Source organism: Hirschia litorea, from assembly GCF_042665075.1.
GTDB lineage: Bacteria > Pseudomonadota > Alphaproteobacteria > Caulobacterales > Hyphomonadaceae > Hirschia > Hirschia litorea.
This window is the reverse complement of record NZ_JBHTBR010000009.1, coordinates 244018-263123: the sequence shown is the minus strand read 5'-3', so window position 1 is coordinate 263123 and position 19106 is coordinate 244018. Positions and strand designations below refer to the sequence as shown.

Annotated in this window: 14 protein-coding genes; 5 read left to right on the top strand and 9 right to left on the bottom strand. The window is 44.1% G+C overall.

What is annotated here, in order from left to right; genetic code table 11:
• Positions 1–159 precede the first annotated feature (159 nt).
• Positions 160–861: a hypothetical protein gene (locus tag ACFQS8_RS15835; RefSeq protein WP_382169198.1), complete on the bottom strand. Its 702-nt coding sequence runs from the start codon at positions 859–861 to the stop codon at positions 160–162.
• Positions 854–1417 (bottom strand): hypothetical protein, encoded by a 564-nt coding sequence (locus ACFQS8_RS15830; protein ID WP_382169197.1) that lies wholly within the window; start codon positions 1415–1417, stop codon positions 854–856. The genes ACFQS8_RS15835 and ACFQS8_RS15830 overlap by 8 nt, the downstream gene beginning before the upstream one ends.
• 286 nt (positions 1418–1703) lie before the next feature.
• Here ACFQS8_RS15830 and ACFQS8_RS15825 point away from each other — a divergent pair.
• A protein-coding gene (locus tag ACFQS8_RS15825; RefSeq protein WP_382169195.1) for an IS3 family transposase occupies positions 1704–2845 on the top strand; the annotation gives its coding sequence in 2 pieces (ribosomal slippage) (positions 1704–1968 and positions 1968–2845; 1143 coding nt in all).
• A gap of 129 nt (positions 2846–2974) precedes the next feature.
• Here ACFQS8_RS15825 and ACFQS8_RS15820 read toward each other — a convergent pair.
• From ACFQS8_RS15820 to ACFQS8_RS15790, 7 genes are all read right to left on the bottom strand, one after another.
• A complete protein-coding gene (locus ACFQS8_RS15820; RefSeq protein WP_382169193.1) occupies positions 2975–5011 on the bottom strand; it encodes a WD40 repeat domain-containing protein in 2037 nt (678 codons plus the stop codon).
• A 35-nt stretch (positions 5012–5046) separates the two neighbouring features.
• The gene (locus ACFQS8_RS15815) at positions 5047–5226 is read right to left on the bottom strand and encodes a hypothetical protein (protein WP_382169191.1); all 180 of its coding nucleotides are present in this window, start codon (positions 5224–5226) and stop codon (positions 5047–5049) included.
• 887 nt (positions 5227–6113) lie between these two features.
• Positions 6114–6839, bottom strand: a complete 726-nt coding sequence (locus ACFQS8_RS15810; protein WP_382169189.1) for a sugar transferase — start codon at positions 6837–6839, stop codon at positions 6114–6116.
• A 539-nt stretch (positions 6840–7378) separates the two neighbouring features.
• Entirely contained in the window at positions 7379–10234 is a 2856-nt protein-coding gene (locus ACFQS8_RS15805; RefSeq protein WP_382169187.1) for a Kelch repeat-containing protein, read from the bottom strand.
• Positions 10235–10526: 292 nt separating this feature from the next.
• Positions 10527–12245 carry a GMC oxidoreductase gene (locus ACFQS8_RS15800; protein ID WP_382169185.1) on the bottom strand — a complete coding sequence of 573 codons (1719 nt, stop codon included), beginning with the start codon at positions 12243–12245 and terminating at the stop codon, positions 10527–10529.
• Complete coding sequence (locus ACFQS8_RS15795) at positions 12235–12804, bottom strand: gluconate 2-dehydrogenase subunit 3 family protein (protein ID WP_382169183.1); 570 nt, start codon at positions 12802–12804, stop codon at positions 12235–12237. Before ACFQS8_RS15795 ends, ACFQS8_RS15800 begins: the two co-directional genes overlap by 11 nt.
• Before the next feature lie 183 nt (positions 12805–12987).
• Positions 12988–13881, bottom strand: a complete 894-nt coding sequence (locus ACFQS8_RS15790; protein WP_382169181.1) for a LysR family transcriptional regulator — start codon at positions 13879–13881, stop codon at positions 12988–12990.
• A 140-nt stretch (positions 13882–14021) separates the two neighbouring features.
• On the opposite strand from ACFQS8_RS15790, the gene ACFQS8_RS15785 reads away from it, so the two are divergent.
• The 4 genes from ACFQS8_RS15785 (at position 14022) to ACFQS8_RS15770 (ending at position 19080) form a co-directional block, all read left to right on the top strand.
• Entirely contained in the window at positions 14022–14645 is a 624-nt protein-coding gene (locus tag ACFQS8_RS15785) for a glutathione S-transferase family protein (RefSeq protein ID WP_382169179.1), read from the top strand.
• A 71-nt stretch (positions 14646–14716) separates the two neighbouring features.
• Positions 14717–15691: a pyridoxamine 5'-phosphate oxidase family protein gene (locus tag ACFQS8_RS15780; RefSeq protein WP_382169177.1), complete on the top strand. Its 975-nt coding sequence runs from the start codon at positions 14717–14719 to the stop codon at positions 15689–15691.
• Between the two features lie 37 nt (positions 15692–15728).
• The gene (locus tag ACFQS8_RS15775; protein WP_382169175.1) at positions 15729–16190 is read left to right on the top strand and encodes a nuclear transport factor 2 family protein; all 462 of its coding nucleotides are present in this window, start codon (positions 15729–15731) and stop codon (positions 16188–16190) included.
• Between the two features lie 94 nt (positions 16191–16284).
• Entirely contained in the window at positions 16285–19080 is a 2796-nt protein-coding gene (locus ACFQS8_RS15770) for an outer membrane protein assembly factor BamB family protein (protein ID WP_382169173.1), read from the top strand.
• The last annotated feature ends 26 nt before the right edge of the window (positions 19081–19106 follow it).

Sequence of the window (19106 nt, the reverse complement as noted above, 5' to 3'; positions counted from 1 at the left end):
ATTCCCACGTCAACTCGAGCTATGAATATCGTTTCGGCCGAACAGCTCACTCAATTGGAAACCAGAAAACTGCCCTAAGCTGAATGTCGCCTTTTGGCGAGAAATTGCCTGATAAAGATACAAGTAGTCTTGGCACCCAGCTTGTGACCTAGAGCCATTTTAGTTAGAAGTTTCAATAACCTTACGCATACGCTCATAAACCAATTTGGTGCGGTCTGTGTTACCCCGCATATTTCCTTCTACTGCGTCTCTAAATTGATCATGAGCTAAAAGTTTTTGAAATTGCGTTGAAATGTATTCGCGTATTTCAGTCGGTGCGTTTTGGATTTCACCCATAAGTTCTTTTCGGCCATCTAGAACAACTAATATGTCTTCTAGGTCATGGCTCATGACTAAATCATCCGCGCCTCTTCCCAAATAAGCTTCTAGCTTTGTGGCGATGAAAAGAGATGGTGTTAGTATGCGAATGCTTAATTCGGCATCAAGCTGATAAGCTTCTGCGGATTTTAAACCCAGAGCATACCAGCGATTAGAAAACCCAAGTACCTTTTCATCATCAGGCATAAAGTCGACATTGAGGCCATTGAGTACCATTCTGCAAATCACATCGCTGTCTGTAGACTCCTTGAAGCCCTTTGTTCGCAGTAATGCTTGCAGGTTTGCCCATTGGCCATAACCGATAACGTCCACGATCAGATCGACATCATCAGTCAGCCTTACCTGACTTAAAGCAAAGTCATCTGTAACAAATAGACCCGTTGTGGCCCCGCCTACAAATACTGTTTTTTGAAGCAAGTCGTCGCCTAAAGCGGTAGCAACTTGTGTGACCATTTCAATGAGTTGAGGATTGTGATTAGTCATCGGCAAATAACTTGTTCTCTAGTAATTCTGAGGCAATTTTGACTTCACGAGGATTACCCAGTCTTATAGCATCGATAATTGCTAGGTAATCATATAGATTGGCGTCTTGCTGGGCAGCGAGCGGGATGTTTTTGTATAGAGGTGCAATGGCCTGCCCTTTGTGACTACCATTGGCGTCGGGCCAGATAAAAATGTCCTCACCGGCACTCAATATTTTTTCTTGAAGAACAGGCGCTGCAAACCCAGTTGGCAGCCCTCTAGCTAAGGCCCCAGGTTTTACGGGAAACACGTATTTTAAGCCGTTCAATATGAATTTGAAAAGTGCTTTGCGATTTACGATTGGATGGGATGAATCCCATTCCCGCCTCGCCAAGCCTGAATTCAAGCTTCGATTAATTGAGTTATTGATCTCAGACTTACTAATGCCCAAAGATGCACCAAGGGAACGCATGGAATATGGATCATCTTCGTCAGAAGAGGCATAGTTTTCCGATTTGTTTTCTCGTTGTTGCAAGCTGATCAATTTCAATAGAACAGCAATATCCTGACTTTTCATATTATGCCTCCTTTTGCTGACGTCCATTGTCCATGGATAGTGGACACTATGTGTGTGGGAAGGGCAAATTTGTCAATGTTGAGCGCGTGGATTGCGGAACGATTTGTTGGAGGTTCGTTGTGATGGCTACTGCCGTACAACTGCCGACCATGGCGCGTTTTCAGAGGTTTTAATCAGCGATTATCCTAAGATGTAGCGATTATTCTAAGGTGTTATGTATGGTCTGCTTCCTAAAAAGTGGTCCATGTATTGAATTAGTTCTGGCTTCATAGAAGGAAGTTAGAAAATGGCCCGTAAGAAATATACAGCCGAAGAGATTATTTCACACCTAAGAGAAGTCGAGGTTCGCACATCTCAAGGTCAGTCCATGGGACAAGCCGTTCGAGCAGTAGGCGTGACAGAACAGACCTATTATCGTTGGCGCAAGGAGTATGGCGGCTTAAAAATGGGTCAAGCTAAGCGCTTCAAGGAATTAGAAAAAGAGAACCAACGCCTTCGTCGTGCTGTATCGGATCTAACGCTCGATAAGATGATCCTTGCTGAAGCAGCAAAGGGAAACTTCTAAGCCCTTCTCGACGCCGCGCCTGTGTCGATCATGTTATCAGTGAACTTGGCATTTCTGAACGTCAGGCTTGCCGCGTGATCGGCCAGCACAGGTCCACACATCGTAAGAAACCGATTGGCAGGTATGATGAAAGTGCGCTTACGCGCGCTATCATAAAGCTTGCAGAGCAATATGGTCGTTATGGTTATCGACGTATCACAGCTCTACTTAATCGAGATGGCTGGCATGTAAACGTCAAGCGTGTGTATCGGATCTGGCGGCGAGAGGGGCTGAAAGTCCCGACAAAACAACCTAAACGTGGTCGTTTATGGCTCAATGACGGATCATGTGTTCGCTTGCGTCCAGAATACCAAGGTCATGTCTGGTCATATGATTTTGTTCAAGACCGCACACATGATGGTAAAGTCTATCGCATACTATGTGTGATAGATGAGTTCACACGTGAATGCTTGGCGATACGCATTGAACGACGGCTAAACTCCAAAATTGGTCTGGAAGTATTGGCCGATCTATTTGTGAAATATGGGCCTCCAGATCACATTCGATCAGACAATGGCTCCGAATTTATAGCAACTGAACTACGTGAGTGGTTAGAGCGTCTAGATGTCAAAACACTCTATATCGCTCCAGGGTCACCTTGGGAGAACGGTTATTGTGAGAGCTTCAATTCCAAACTTCGAGATGAGTTTCTAAACCGAGAAATACTATATTCCTTAAAGGAGGCCCAAACGCTTATTGAGTGGTGGCGACAACATTACAATATCCTTCGACCTCATTCGTCTCTGGGATATAAGTCACCAGCACCACAAACCATCTTGCCAAAACAAACTCAATGGCAATATCTTAAAACCACTCCAACATAAGGTTGGTCAATTTTATGCCAGATCTAACTTAGTAAGTGGATCACCTAAATGGGGCAGACCATTGGGGATGTTGGAACAACTTTAGACTTAAAGTCTGAACCATATTCTTCTTTGATGATTGGAGCGCGGCTAATCATTAGCAGGCACCTGCCACAAGTGCGCCTCAAAGTTGTTCGCACCATTTCGACCGGCGAGAGATAAAAAAGTGTCAGGTTTAATTTGTTGAAGAAACTGTATTTCATCAAGATGCCCCCCATAAACACCTAGAGATGTTTCACCATCCCAGATCATAATCCGATGATCACTACTATAATCACCTACATAAAACCCAACGCGATTGCCAAAAGCAATAACTTGCTCATAACCTGGTCCCCAATCTTCTGGGTCTTGCAGCTCAACAAGAGGTGAATAATCCTTTGCCGACCAGCTACGTAAGGAAAGCCTTGTCCATGTAATGAGCGTACCATTTCTAAGCTCCACAAAGCCCCAATTGCTCATATCATTCCCGCCATCGAGAAAATCAATTTGTTCTCCAGTTTGCGGATGAGATACAGCCACTCCTGTCCCCTGTCTCATTACGAGACGATCACCTGAGCACCAGCGCACACGGTTAAAACTACCTCTGTAATCTGGATGAAACATAAGAGGTTTACCCTTTGCCGTTTTAATCGGCACGCATCGATTATCTATCAATCGATGCACAATTCCTTTAGGAGATAGAATAAGGTTGCCGTGGAGAAATAGCTCTTTGTCTTCAACAGCGAGTTGGTTTATAACAAGATCTTCTCCTATATGCCAAAGATTTCCTTCGGCGACATCCCATGCAGCTATAGTCCCATCATGACAGGCTACAAACTTGACGCGTTTACCATTTTGCGTTTGTTTTAATGTATCAATTTGCGTCTGAATACGAGACATGGGTAGATCCAGCCTCTGGGCCATATAGGCTGCCAGCCTCGTATGTAAGTCTCGTCTTATAATGTCCTGCCATTCTAGTTTTTTGATGTAGTCAGGATATTTCACTTTCATTCGGTCGTGAGAGAGAGGCTCGTATTGTTTAAAATCAGGGCGATAAATGCGCCAATCCCAAAAGTGTCTCACGCACAAGCGTCCATTATCAAGTAAACCAGAAGCTCGCACCTGATCGGCTGAATAAATGCCTTCTAGCGAAGTGATAAACCCATTTTGTTTGTGCATCCTCGAGACGTTAAGATGAGTTGTTGGATCAGCAATGCTCAACTCAGGGGCGAAGCTGGTAAAGCCTGCAGATAGACGACCGGGAGAACCGGTTTTATTTTTAATTCCGAAAGGCGAAAGACTTAGATGGACCTGATGATAATCAGCAAGAGATATTGTGACTGTATCAGACGAAACATCATGTTTCATCCACAATATATCATCGTTGGAGATACTGCATTCATCTATCAGTTCCCCCTCTTTCCGTGTGATTGCAAATAGCATGAACTTGGCCGGAAAATCAGACAGGAAAGGCTTATGTGCTACGACAATACGGTCATTACCCACAGGCAGAATTTTAGTTTTGTAGCCTGGCAATTGAAATTCAGCTAATTTTTCACCGTCAGACCATGCTATAAGTTCAGCCTGCTTTTGGTTATGCACCAATGCAAGTTCTTCATTTATTTTCCAAGCTTCATGACAGCCTTCAGCATTTGTATCAACGCGTATAATGTCGCCTTTTTCAAGGTTATAGAGCACCCAGCTATTGTAACATTTTGCAAGTACACGGTTATGGGTCTGGCTACATAAATCTAGTCCACCAAAGCAATCAACTCCTTTAGGCAGAGGCGTTCGCCACTGCCTATCTCCGGTTTTCAAATTCCAACAAAACAATGTGCCCTTACCATCACTGGTGAGCAGACGATTATCTTCAAGCTCCAAAACTGTATATGTGTACGAATTATGCCCCCTTAAAATGAGATCACAACGTCCGTCCAATTGCCAAATACGCGCCGAGAGATCATTGGACCAGGTTGCCAGTCGGCCATCACTAAGGACGATAGCTCCACGTATATAGTCAGTATGCCCTTCAAGTTTGCAAACCAACGTATTGCTCTCGGTATTGATAATACGAGGCATAGTATCTTCGCTCAGGAAATTGCCCCAATTCCACACCATTTTCAGATTGTTTCCTAGTTCAATCGACATGGGTGAAGATATCCTTGCATGGTGCCACAGTAGATTTATTCTTCTTGAAGGAGAGGTGTTGACCGGACAAAAAATTTGAGTGTTTTCCCATCATCTTGCACTGAAAAATCTATTTCCTTTACGTCTATATTCACATAGGCGCGACCATTTTCATCGATGATTTCTAAACGATTGAAATTCTTCACATTGTCATTGGTGATGGGGGGATTATTCATTTGAGCGTTCTTCTAATTTGGCTTTGGTTAGATAGATAGTTTTGATGAATTAGTGACAAATTTTGGCGGCAAGCCTATTGAAACTACTGGCTTACTTTACCTGTGTTTGGATCACAAACATGATATCAATTGCTGGGACTGCCTTGATTTCCAGGATGTTTACACTTTTCATAGCTTTTACCTTTTCGATCTTAGCGATAGCACTCTCATCTCCATTTAAAAACCGCCTTTACATACCTAAATACCGCTTGAAAAGCATCTTTTTGAGCGACTTTCCCGGCCTCATGATATGATATGTGCTCAACTTGAAGTTCACTTCGACATGGCCCTGTGAAGCTACCCTTTGTAGCCATTCTTCAGCTTGACTTACATAATAGTATGTTTTGTTTTTTTCAGTATATTTCTGTCCAAGTTTGAATTGATATGCTTCATCTTTTACATCCGCGTCCAAAGTAGTTGCCAAACTATCAGTGACTTTTTGAGGAAGCTCTAGGGTGATAATTTCACGATCTTTTGGCGATTAATTTTTGTCATTCAACATTTGTACAAAAGAGAGATGAGTAAACAAAATAAGGGATGTGACAAATACGTTTCCTATTTGACATGAAAATGTATTCACTCCTCGCATCTCCCCCCTCAACCCCACTCGATGGTACAGTTTTTAACAGGAAACGTAGCAGACTAATAGATAAACGATACTATCGTGAATTGTCGTCTTACAGGAGAAAGATTTGTTATCGCCTTCTCCAATTGCACGATCAGCCAAGTCACTCGCAATGTATAAGAACTGATAGTAATAGCTCGCTCAGCCCCAAACACTACCTCCCAATGCCAACGACCAAATTCATGTGAGTGTACCCACTTTTATAGGTATGACGGAACCATATTTAGAACGCTCTTCTATCAAACAGCACAAGAAGAACTGTTTTGATCAACACATAGAAATCTTTTTTATGAGACCACTGCTCAACATAATCTAAATCCAACTCAATGCGTTTGAGCTTTAACTCCGGTGTATCAGTGGGCCCCCTTGAACCAGATACTTGAGCTAAGCCTGTAACACCTGGACGAGCCTGAAACCGTAAAGCGTAACGGCTGTCAAATTCCATGAATTCTTTATCATGAGCCACAACATGAGGACGAGGACCAACGAGTGACATATCTCCTTTGACCACATTAATAAGCTGCGGCAATTCATCTATAGAGGTTTTACGTAAAAGACGCCCCAATCTTGTAATCCGCTTATCGCCTTTTACTGCTTGTTTAAAGCAACTGCCGTGCATAACCATGGTACGGAACTTATAAATTTCAAAAGCTTGACCGTGGATACCGCCTCGAGCTTGTTTAAATAATCCTGGCCCCTTGCTTTCCAGCCGTATCAAAGCCCAAACAACAAGCATAAATGGAAAAATAAACAACAATATTAAAGTTGCAATAACGACATCAAATAGGCGTTTAAACTTCCCACCAACCGGTTTTTTGTTCGCAATTTGATGAGTGCTTATTTGCGTAACATTCGAGGATTGCTTGAGAGAACTTTGAGATTGTACATATGTTTGACATCGATCACGAGACATATCTTCTGCCTCACTACTATTAAAAAAACGCAGCATGAAATATCCCCAACCCAATATTCATATCGTTCTATTCAAAATATATGCCAAATGAAAATCTAAAATCGTAAGGCTATGCGAATAAATTTTTATAACTAAACTATTTATTAACAACAATCAAAACAAGTTTAGATTGAAAATCAAGTCAATATGCTGAAATATTCACCACTCAGAAATGCAAATTAGCATTACAGATTTGACATTTCGTTAGATATTAACGCTTTTCTATATTTGTTTTGAATAATGTTAACCTTACAAATCGGATGTTTTCAATTATCTAGGTTTAATTGAGAATTTTGGTCAGCATCTATTGTATATTTAGGTGTATAGACAGGAGCTAAAATCCGATTTTTGATGATTTCTACATTTGTGTCTATTGAGTAACCTTGGGACATTTTATCTGTTTTAATAGCGTGCTTGTAGCGTAATATTTTGGAGTAATATGTTGCACATAGCACATCAGCGTTACAGATTTAACTAATCTGTAAACGACAACGGGCCCAACCAATGTTGAGCCCGCAGCATTCGATATAAAAAGCCTATTTCTTTTTAACAAGCAGGACCCAATCTTGAGTGTCGGCATCCGGCGGGAAGCCAACAAATTGATTGGAGCCACTTTCCAGTGATGTCACGCTTCCAGTTTGAAGTTCACCACCAAGTTTTGGGTTAAACCAAGACACGCTATAGCCTGTTTCGTTTTCTGGGAGTGTCAGCATATGGCTACCGCGCCCGGGTTGATAGAAGGCATAGATTTCACCCTCAATTCCCAGACAATACACATCCAAACGCCCCATCGCTGAGCCACATGAACCCATTTTCCAATATGGCAGATAATCTTCAAAGAAGTTCAGCGCAATCGCAGTTTGCGTCCATAGATTGTCGCGTGTGCGCCAGTCCTCGGTGGACACATCGTTTGAATGATATTTCCCACCAAAGAACCACTCCACGCCCGCGCCACCCGCAAGCAGGTGCCCCCACAAAACATGGCGACGTAGATTGTCATGGTCAGGGTCCACATCATCAGGCAATGCGCCATTATACCAAGGCCCAATTTCATCGAGTGTGATAAGCCATTGATGACCACTCTCAGCAGATCTTTCATGCCATTCCTTCGTGCTTTCATACACATCGGAAGCTTCATCAATTTGAAGTGACATTCCATCCAGCGGTTTAAACCCTAGCAAGGGTGTAAATGTCCAATTGATATCGTCATGCTGCGCGTGAGAGTGCAACAAAACCGTGTGATCATAGGGATCGTTCTCATCAAAGAAACGCGCCATTTCTTTGCGTTGCGCGTGAGATTGACCCACTTTCATCCAGCTAGATGGACCATTCTCCTCACCCAGATTCCAAATCAATGCAGGGTGATGTCCGAAGCGGGAAATCAATTCACTATAATAGAGTTTCCTGAAAAATTCTGTATCCCCACCATCAAGCATGCGCTCATTTTCAGTTTCTTGAGTGACGACATGGAGCAAAATACCTTTTGCTTGCATGTGATCAAACACAACATTCCATTGCGCTAATTTACTGACGTCAAAGCGGTCAAACTCATGTGGCGATTCATAAGGCCACACATCATTGCCATCGCCTTTAATATTAAGCGTCAGGAAGTAGATGGTGTTCATCCCTTTTTCAGCGATATAGTTAATCGCGCCGATGAGGGAATGACCACGTGGCTCACCCGTTTTCCAGCCCCATAATGGGTCTCCGGCTTTCCAATCCTTGCGGTGTGGCGCAAATGCGTGAATCTCTCCCTCTGCGCTCGCTTCGCCCTCGCGCGCTTCTTTTAAGAGACGATACGTATCATCAAAGCCGACATAGCCCAGCATATTCTCAGGGCTCGCAGGTCCGCCCTTTAGCCAGTATTGTCCGGATTTTTCAAAACGAAATAGCTTGCCATCTCCCTTTAATCGTCCACGATTAGGGGCTCTAAAGTCTTTTCCTGTTGCGTCAGACGGGCCGACATGAAAACTGCCCGTTGGGTTAGCAATCTCAATGTTTTCACCCACACTTGGATCACGATTGATCGCAATGCGCGCACCGCGCTTCAAGCTTGCTTTATACGTCCACTCACCTTCAGTATCAGGAGTAAATCTAGCTCTCCAAATATTGCCAGATTTAGCGCTCGTATTGCCAGCATCTCCATCAGCTGCGTAAAAGCCGCGAATGAGGTAAGATGTCTCCCCATTGCTAAATTCAACAAGAAGTCTGTAGTCAGTAAACGGGTTCACAGGCGCAGTTTCAGATGTCTCTGGCCCTTCAAAATCCAACTCAAATGTATGCCATAATTTTGGAGATGTCGGCGTATCATCCGGCTGCATCATGACAGGCGACGCTTCTGGCTCGATACTTGATGACACCTCTTTTGAGGTAGCCAAACCCGATGGAATTTTTAAGCGTTCAATGCTTGATAATTCAGGCTCTCCGCCTCTCTGACCACAGCCCGAGATAGTGTAGAGATAATCATCTACAATCGCGAAACCGGTGCCATGACGACCTTGCAGAAGGTCCGGCCAGTTTTTCCATTCTTGTGTAGTGCTGTCATAGATTTCGACTTCATCATGCGCCGCGACTTGCTCACTACTCTCGCCTCCTCCAATGACAATGTAATCGCCAATCGCGATTGCTGAATTTCCTGCTCTTTTGGTTGGGATGGCGGTCTCTGGACGCGTTTCTTCCCATGTATTGGTTTGGAAATTAAACACATCACCTGGAATAACCGTCTGCTCAAAAGAAAGACCCGCTCTTTGTTCAGATCGGCGTCCTCCAAAAGCAAATAATTTATCGTTGCTAACAACAGCTTGGAAGTGATCTCTTTTATGAGGGGCATCAGGCAAAATAGTCCATTTACCCGTCTCAATGTCGTAGGAATCAAACCAGTTTACATATCCATCCATATGCCCATTAGTGATGCCGCCAACTAAATAGATTTTGCCGTCCTTATAAACAGCCCCAGCCCCGCCCCGTCGACGGGCTTTGGGGATTGTGTCGCCATATTCAAAACGATCGGTTTTGGGGTAATAAATCAGGATTTTATCTAGTGGCGTTTCTTTAGGCCATTGTCCTGTCATTGCACCAATAATATATATTGCATCGCCAACAGTTACGGCTTGAAAATGATGAATTTCTAATGGCGTTTTAGACTTTTGCGTCCATGTTTGGCTGGCAGGATCAAATACATCAACAGCATTAATTCTGCGCCCGCCTAGCAAATATAATTTGCCATCATGTTCTGCTAAAGCAGCTTCATGGCGCGCAGTTGGAGTGCCAGTCGCTTCTACATTCTCCCATGCCCACCCTTTTTCTGTTGTATCTGTTTCAAGGCTCGCACAAGACAGCAAGCTTAGAGACAGAATAAGGGATACAATTGATTTAATACCGATTGCTTTCACGCCAACATCCTCACTAAAAATCTACGTTTCTTCCCAGAGTCTTATTTTAGTAATGCCAGCATAGGCCATTACCTAAATATTATATATCTAGTAGGAAATCACATACTTGTACAACGTTGTCAATTCGTATGGGGACAGGTCTCAAAAGTCATTGCTCAATGGCAACACCCCCCAAAATACACGCCTAAATTAGAGTTGATTTGATTAATTGCAAACCCAACCATGCATTAATGCTTAGGGGTTGATGAAGGCTCCCCACCTCCGCATTCCGTGATGGGGAACCTTCATTCATTTAAAGCTGACCAGACTTCATTAATTTAGAAGCGTGATGCGCCGCACGGGCCGTAAGCGCCATATAAGTAAGTGATGGGTTCTGCGTTGCGCAGGAGGACATACACGCACCATTTGTTACAAAAAGATTTGGTACGTCATGCGCCTGATTCCATTTGTTCAGCACCGCCCTTTTAGGATCTGCTCCCATGCACGCCCCACCCATTTCATGGATTAAGCGCCCCGCTTGAATAGGTTCGTTGTCTTCTGGAAGAGTTTTGACGACATCCACACACCCACCCGCTAGCAGTATCTCTTCTGCGTCATGTGCAGCTTGCGTCATCATTTTGCGCTCATTCTCACGCCCATGCACATCTATGTGCAATAGGGGCATGCCCCATTTGTCTTTCTTAACTGCGTTCAAACTAACTTGGTTATCATAGTAAGGTAGCATTTCTCCAAACATACCAAACCCTATACGCCATGGTTCCGCCTGCCCTACTTGTTCTTTGGCAGCTGCGCCTATTCCGGCTGAATGTGCTGTATTTCCCTTCCGCGGACGATATGCGGCATGACCTTGGTATCCATATCCACGCACAAAATCGACATCATCTGTTTTTTCATGCCTAAAATTAGGTACATACATCCCGTTTGGGCGTCGGCCAAAGGAGTATCTATCCTCAAATCCTGGAACAATACCATTTGCGCCAGAACGCCCAAAATGATCAGTAATGTAATGTCCCAGCATACCGCTCGAATTGGCGATCCCATTTGAGTGTGTTGCTGATTTCGAATTCAGCATGATCTGCACGCTCGCCAATGAACCTGCGCACAAAAATACAATGCGCGCCTTATATTTGTGCTGCCTTTTCGTGTGATAATCAATAACGGTTACACCACTTGCTTTCCCTGTTGTATCATCATGATCAACCGAAGCTACAATTGCGTCGGTCACGATGGTGACATTCTCTGTCCGGCGCGCTGCAGGCAAGGTGGATGAAAGTGAACAGAAATATGCGCCAAATGAACACCCGCGCATACAGTGATTACGCGCCTGGCACTGCCCACGCCCTAAGTCAGTATGTACATCTTGTGGGGCGGTAAGATGTGCACAACGTCCAATAATCATTGGCCGGTCGGGACGATTTTTCTTTAGATTTTCTGAGACAAATTCTTCTGCACAACTCATATTCCAAGGTTTTAAAAATTCACCATCAGGCAGTATCTCCAGATTATCTCTATTTCCTGATATTCCAGTAAATTTTTCAACATAATCATACCAAGGGGCTATGTCCTCATAGCCGATAGGCCATGGAATACCGTGACCATCCTTTGCATTTGCCTGAAAGTCTTTCTCACTCCATCGATATGTTTGACGTCCCCATGTTAAAGACCTTCCTCCCAATTGATATCCACGTATCCACATTGCAGGTTTATTATCTGGTGTTGTATAAGGGTGCTCAACTTCATCAACAAAAAAGTGTTTAAGATCATCGCGGTAGATATATCCCATTTCTTGCACATCGCGATAATTACCATCTTCATTGTAAGCTTCTGCCATAAGCGAACGATTGTGCTTTTCCCATGGCATTAGCATATCTTTATATTGATCACCTTGATGATCTATATGTCGGCCACGTTCTAATACGAGCGTTTTAAACCCTTTCTCGCTAAACTCTTTTGCCGCCCAACCACCTGTAATTCCAGAACCGACTACTATTACATCAAAATCATCGGCCATAGGCATTCTCATTCATTAGGTTTTCGTATTCAGCTAAAGTCAGATTTCCATTATATTGACCGGGCACGGGTACATAATCGCGCCCTGCTTCTTCAGACGTATAGTAGATATGGAATATCAGGGCTTTGACCCGTTTATAGTTTGCAGAAACGTCACTTGGATTTGTAGAGAAAGCGTTTTCATCCACCTTTTTCAACAGCGTTGTTCGCTCTGCTTGAGAGATTTTTGTGTATGGCTTATTCACTTGTGTTAGTGACAATGTATCTAGGGCTTTTAAAAATGCTAAAAACTGCATTTGTGTCGGCCCACTTGCCCAACTAAGCATCATGCTATCAACGAAACTTGCAACTTGCGCATCTATTGCGCCGGGTGTGTTTGTTCGAGGGATCATAATTTCGGAAACGTCTTGCAACACCGTGAGCTGATATGCATTGAAAAATTGGCCGTCTTCCCGAACTGTCAGTAACCCGTTATCTTCCTGTCGGCAGCCACTTATTCCCGCAGCTGTAATTGCGACAGCGCTTCCGCCTAGAAAAAAACGCCTTGTTAAACGCGCCATTTACATCGCTCCTCCCGTTAATTTTGTATACAATAAACATTACAGAATTTTTAGATGTGGGGAAGCGCAAAATTGATACCGTAACCATTTAGTCAAGAAAACAATTTGTACGCTACTAAATCAATATCTTATATTTCACTTTGAAAGGCTATGAGTCTCTTGAATACAGCCACGCATTGATGCTTAGGGGTTGATGAATGGATTAGCGCGCAAGGTTTCAACTGCGAAATCAACGAATGTACGCACTTTGGCGGGAGCGCGTCCTCCATGTCCGTGGATTACATGGATTGGAATAATGGCAGGTTGATAAGCATCCAACACAGAAATCAGTGCACCATCTTCTATCGCTTGGCCAACTTGATAAGACAGGACGCGCACTAAGCCCCAGTCTGATTTCGCAGCTTCAATGCCTGATGAAACTGTGTTGAAACTCAGCTTATGATCGAGTTTGACAGCACGCTCATTTGCAAACTTCCACCCCGCTTGAAAACTCCCTAAAGTCAGACCAATCGTTTTGTGTGATTTCAGATCGTCGGGTTGTTTGGGGATGCCATGTTTATCAAAATAGGCCGGACTTCCACACACCATTAATTTCACATGCCCAACCCTTGTCGCCATAAGGGTGGAGTCTGGCAAGTTTCCAATCCGTATGGAAACATCAATGCCTTCTTCTCTAAAATTCACGACACGATCGAGAAATAAGGCATCAATGGAGACATTCTCATATCGGTCCAGATATTGTGTGATGATTGGCGCTATATAGATATGCCCAAACATGGATGAGGCCGTCACACGCAACATGCCAGCCGGATCACTATGAGCACCTCTGGCAGCATCATCGCAGGCTTGAACTTTGGCCAAGATATCTTTGGCATCTTCATAATAATGCTGACCAATATCGGTCACTGTGACAACACGTGTGGTCCTCTGCAATAGCATGACACCCAACCCCGCCTCCAACTCCCCCACCATGCGGGTAACAGAAGGTGCACTCACCTGAAGCTGACGGGCAGCAGACGCAAAGCCTTGGGTCTCCACAACAGCGACAAAAGCTTCAAAGGCGCGTATTTTATCCATTTCAGCTCTCACACATCTCGCCGCGTGATTATTCCGTAATATGGAATAATCAATTTCAATTTTATTATATTAATACAGATAACGCAATGAAGTACAAGGAGTGCATCGTCAAACCCCTCGGATAGACAGGCATCTGACTTATGGCACTCAAACTCTACAGCTTCCCGCTTTCAGGCCACGCACATCGCGCGGAATTATTCATTTCTCTCATTGGTGCAGAGGTGGAAATTATCAATCTAGACCTTGCCAATGGCGCGCATAAAACACCCGAATTTCTCGCGAAAAACACATTCGGGCAAGTGCCTGTTTTGGAAGACGGAGATATCTACATCTCTGATTCTAATGCTATTTTAGTATATCTTGCTAAAAAGCTTGGCAAAATAGATTGGCTTCCTGAAGATGCTCTCGGTGCAGCCAATGTCCAGCGTTGGCTCAGTGTAGCTCAAGGACATATTGCATTTGGCCCTGCGGCTGCGCGCCTTATCACTCTCTTTAATGCCACGATGGACCCAGAAGAAGTGATCGCCCGCGCGCATGCAATCTTATCACTGATTGATGCTGAACTGGCCGATAAACCGTTTATCACAGGCTCAAACGTCACCCTCGCGGATGTCTCTTTATACAGCTACATATTCAGCGCACCTGAAGGGAATGTCGATCTCACATCCTACACTCATATTAATGCGTGGCTTGGAAAAATAGAAGCTCTTCCAGGGTTTAAACCCTTCCCCCAAACGTCTGTGGGTTTAAGAAAACTTACATAAAACCAATGATCTGCCAGCATTGATGCTTAAATTTCTCTTCTCAATGCTGGCCGTTTTTAAGGCCAACTCCCATGTCGCAATCCCCGCAAAATGACACAGCCTCCCCCTGGCATGAAGGCGAGAAAACGCTTCAAGCAAGTGTTGGCAAGCTTGAAAAAATGGACTTAATCGGTCGCAAAGTTCTGCGTGATCACTTACCCGAGCAACACAGCGAATTTTACACCCAACTTCCCTATATAATGACAGGCAGCGTCGATGCAGAAGGTCAAGTATGGGCAAGCGTATTGGCAGGTGAGATTGGTTTCATCTCCTGTCCCACGCCCACACGAATGCACATTGCTGCGCATATTTCCCCCGAAGATCCTGCATTTGAAAACTTCAAATCCGGTGATGGTCTCGGCTTGCTTGGCATTGAGTTTCACACACGTCGCCGCAATCGCATAAACGGTCGCATAGATTCAATCACGCCATCGGGGTTTGATGTTCATGTCGAGCAAACAATGGGAAATTGCGCTAAGTATATTCAAGATCGAGACTATGAATTAACACGTCCGCTAGGCACTCAATCACCTCATCCACCTGAAATAACTTATGTTTTAGATCAATCGAGCATAGACTTAATCAGGCGCTCAGACTCTTTTTATGTCGCTTCCTATGTCACGCAAGACAACATACAAAAAGTTGACGTGTCCCACCGTGGCGGCAAACCCGGCTTTGTGCGTGTTGATGATCAAGGTGTTCTCACCATTCCAGATTTCACTGGAAACGTATTTTTTAATACGCTGGGAAATATTCTGATCAATGGCAAAGCTGGTCTCAATTTCATAGATTATGAGACGGGGGATATGCTGCAAATGACCGGACAAGCCGAAATTGTTTTCGACTCTCCCGAGATTGCACAATTTGCAGGTGCTGAACGCTTATGGACTTTCAAACCCAGCAAGATTGTTCGCCGAAAACAGGCTCTTCCCTTCCGGTGGACCTTTAACGAGCTATCGCCTTTCGTCGTCAATAAAGGCAGCTGGGACGTCGTTTCTCAAGTCTAACTCCCCCACCTCTTTTTCCAAAATAATGGAGACTATTATGCGCCCGCCCTTGCCCCCATTCACCCATGAATCTGCAACCGAAAAAGTAAGGCTCGCTGAGAATGGCTGGAACAGTCAGGATGCTGTCAAAGTCTCAATGGCATACACCCCAAATAGTGTGTGGAGAAACCGCGCCACTTTCGTCACTGGCCGCGAAGAAATCGTCTCATTCCTCACTCACAAATGGGAAACTGAGCATGAATATAGGCTCATTAAGGAGCTATTTGCATTCCATGAAAACCGCATCTCTGTGCGCTATGCCTATGAATATCATAACCATGCTGGCAATTGGTTTAGAGCCTATGGAAATGAAAATTGGGTGTTTGATGAAAATGGCCTTATGTCCCACCGCTACGCCTCGATAAATGATCTTGAGATTTTAGAATCTGATCGAAAAATCACCTTTCCCAAGGGTGCCCGCCCGCAAAATTACCCGAGCCTATCAGAGCTGGGTCTATAGAGCCAAAACTGACTGTGATGGGAATTACATATTGCCGTTAATTGTAATATAATATAAACAGTGCGTATAAATAATCATTGGGGTAGGACACATTATGCGCAAAAAATCCTGTTTGCTGAGTTTTATTGCGGCGTCAATCGCGGGGGTGTTTGCCCTGCCGGCCCTCGCGGATTCAGCGATACATAGCATTGATACTGGCTACACCGTCACGAATGTTCGCACTGCTACATATCAAGGTGGTGAATACATTATCGCCAACACCTTTGAAGGCACTTTACTGGCATATGATTTCAACGGAAAAAAGCTTTGGGAGAATAAACTTTCCGGCTTCATGAATCATGATGTCTGGTGTGATGATATCACAGGCGATGGGGGCGATGAGTGTTTTGCTGCGAATGCAGATGGGCATATCTATGCCCTTAATTCAAAAGGGAAATTATTATGGTCGCGTAAGTTTAATGATGCGCCCATGCTGTCAGTCACAGTGATTAAATCAGGCGATACACCCTATGTCGTTGCGGGTGGGTTTGATACAAACATCTACTATCTCAATGCAGATGGTGAGCGTGTCAAAACCATCCCGTCACAATCTTATTCTGTTGAAAAATCATGGGGCATGAATGGTAAAAAATACCCACAAGTAAAATCACATGTCGCCAATTTTCTGCGCCCTGTGCAATTGGAGAATAACGAAAATATTCTCGTAATGCATGGCGCTATCAACCAAAATAATGCAACCGGTTCACTCTACCTTTTTAAGCCCCTCGCGGATACGCCTTATAAAATCATCCCCAGCGAGGTTTCTGTTGTCGGCTCCCTCACCACATTTGATGCAGATGGAGATGGAGATGGTATTCGTGAAATTATGCTGGGAAATTCCGGCACCGAAAAAAGCGCGCAAGCGGCAATAGTTTCAATCGAAACAGGTGATAGCAAGCTGATTTCGATGAATAAAATCGCCAAGAAAAATGGCTTTGGTTATCGCGTCGTCCAGCCACAAATATTAGATGAAAAAGACGGCAAAACACTCGCTTTCCTCTATGGCTCACGCTTTATTCTTCAGCCGATGGAGAGCAAAAAACAAAAAACCATCACCCTAGAAAGCCGCTATTCTTTCAATGACATTTGGGTAGATGAAACCAGCAAAAAATTCATACTCGCAAGTGTTCAAAGTGGCGGCAGTGCGATTCATATCATAGACCCAGCCAACCCCAAATGGCGCAAGGAATATGAGACAATATCTCCCCCAGGAAAGCTCGCATCCATTCTTGCAAACACTGCCAAAGTGCGTGCGCAGTTAGACGCCTACACCCCCCCAAACCCCGCGAACAGAATTGTCTATTTTGTATCTGAAACACGTAAGGGCGTAGAAGATATTATCAAAAATATATCTGAAAACTATGCCTCCCCTGTTTTCTTTGCCAACACTTTTTCTGCCCATGCTGAAGATTGGGATAGAAGCGGTATGCAGAATGAAAAATACAGAAAAAGACGTGACAAGCGCAAAATATATGACGCAACACAAGCGGAAATCCTAGCGCGATTTAAATCCGAATTAGGTGATGAGATCGGGATAAATTCATGGGGCGGACACGGCAATGACCCCTTCATGTTTAGCTTGGATACGGCTAAGAAATTGATAGATTTGGTCGATGGAAAACGCCTAAATCTCATCTATCCAGAGCTAGAAGATCCAAGCGATAATTTCAGCTTTGTGATGGATAATCTCATTTATCCATTGGCGAGTTATGGGCAGGGAAAGAATTTCACGATCCATTTGCGCACAAAACATGGTTTTTGGTTTTCCGATATCTATTCCCATTACTGGACCCGTGTCATGTCGGGTGAATTTGCGGACGTATTTGTCCCATCCATGGAAGAAACCACAGATAAATCAATGGATTTGAGCCTTGCTGCACGTATAGGTATTTGGGCCTCAGGTGCGGTCAATGATTGGGGAAATCGCAGCGCACGTGACAACCCTAGTTATTTCCGGCTGCGTCAGCACTCTCATCAAATGGTGCCCAATCATTTCTTGCGCCAGCAAATATATGCCATTGCAAGCGGCGCAACCCATCAAAACAATTTCCCCGTCGACCAAGAATATATGAGCCTACTTTGGGAGTTAGTTGCCAAAGGTGTCTTATATGTGCCCAAGCGCGAAGAATTGGTCAGTTTAAATCCCGTTTATCTTGGCATGATGCCACCCAATAAATATGTGCAAAATGAAGCTGGAAACGTCAAATGGATCACCTTTTTTGACGCACAAGCTGAAGCAGAAAATCCACTTGTGTTTAGCCATTTAAACGGCACATGGCCGGGTGCGCCCGTCACACAATGGGATTTCTCAAACTATGCTGCGAACGTTAAAGAGCGTCGTTATAGTTTCATCCCGCCCTACCCAAATGGCATGGTGATGCTGGCCCCGCTTCAATATGGCAATGAGGATTTACCGCGCGGCAAATTAGTCGATCACCTCCACCCCATGTATAAGAACATCCTCAAGGAATATCCAACAGATGGGCAGCACTATTACGCACCAGACCTCTCTGAAAAATACGCTGCAAATACTTATTACACGCAGGTTAAATCAGATATTGAATCATTGCGTGAACACCTCCCTCTCACTGTCACCGGGAATGTCGGTTGGGTTGTCGCGCAAATGGAAGAAAAGAAACTTCGTCTAACGCTTGTGGATGGAGGATATCTTAATCCCAACACCCAAGTCGCCCATGTAAAATTTAGAGCCTCAATGCCAACGAAAATGACAGATGTTTTATCAGGCGAAGTGATGGATATATCTGAGAATGGGGAAATAGATATTCAAATTCCAACCGGTTCATTCCGGTTTATCGACATTGATTTGGAAAAACCCCTCAGCGCAAAATAACGCTGACAAACTCATTATATTTTACG

What these genes read in the sequence shown, in the direction of transcription:
- ACFQS8_RS15835 (WP_382169198.1), bottom strand. Translation starts at nt 861, where the DNA reads ATGACTAATCACAATCCTCAACTCATTGAAATGGTCACACAAGTTGCT.
- ACFQS8_RS15830 (WP_382169197.1), bottom strand. Translation starts at nt 1,417, where the DNA reads ATGAAAAGTCAGGATATTGCTGTTCTATTGAAATTGATCAGCTTGCAA.
- ACFQS8_RS15820 (WP_382169193.1), bottom strand. Translation starts at nt 5,011, where the DNA reads ATGTCGATTGAACTAGGAAACAATCTGAAAATGGTGTGGAATTGGGGC.
- ACFQS8_RS15815 (WP_382169191.1), bottom strand. Translation starts at nt 5,226, where the DNA reads ATGAATAATCCCCCCATCACCAATGACAATGTGAAGAATTTCAATCGT.
- ACFQS8_RS15810 (WP_382169189.1), bottom strand. Translation starts at nt 6,839, where the DNA reads ATGCTGCGTTTTTTTAATAGTAGTGAGGCAGAAGATATGTCTCGTGAT.
- ACFQS8_RS15800 (WP_382169185.1), bottom strand. Translation starts at nt 12,245, where the DNA reads ATGGCCGATGATTTTGATGTAATAGTAGTCGGTTCTGGAATTACAGGT.
- ACFQS8_RS15795 (WP_382169183.1), bottom strand. Translation starts at nt 12,804, where the DNA reads ATGGCGCGTTTAACAAGGCGTTTTTTTCTAGGCGGAAGCGCTGTCGCA.
- ACFQS8_RS15790 (WP_382169181.1), bottom strand. Translation starts at nt 13,881, where the DNA reads ATGGATAAAATACGCGCCTTTGAAGCTTTTGTCGCTGTTGTGGAGACC.
- ACFQS8_RS15785 (WP_382169179.1), top strand. Translation starts at nt 14,022, where the DNA reads ATGGCACTCAAACTCTACAGCTTCCCGCTTTCAGGCCACGCACATCGC.
- ACFQS8_RS15780 (WP_382169177.1), top strand. Translation starts at nt 14,717, where the DNA reads ATGTCGCAATCCCCGCAAAATGACACAGCCTCCCCCTGGCATGAAGGC.
- ACFQS8_RS15775 (WP_382169175.1), top strand. Translation starts at nt 15,729, where the DNA reads ATGCGCCCGCCCTTGCCCCCATTCACCCATGAATCTGCAACCGAAAAA.
- ACFQS8_RS15770 (WP_382169173.1), top strand. Translation starts at nt 16,285, where the DNA reads ATGCGCAAAAAATCCTGTTTGCTGAGTTTTATTGCGGCGTCAATCGCG.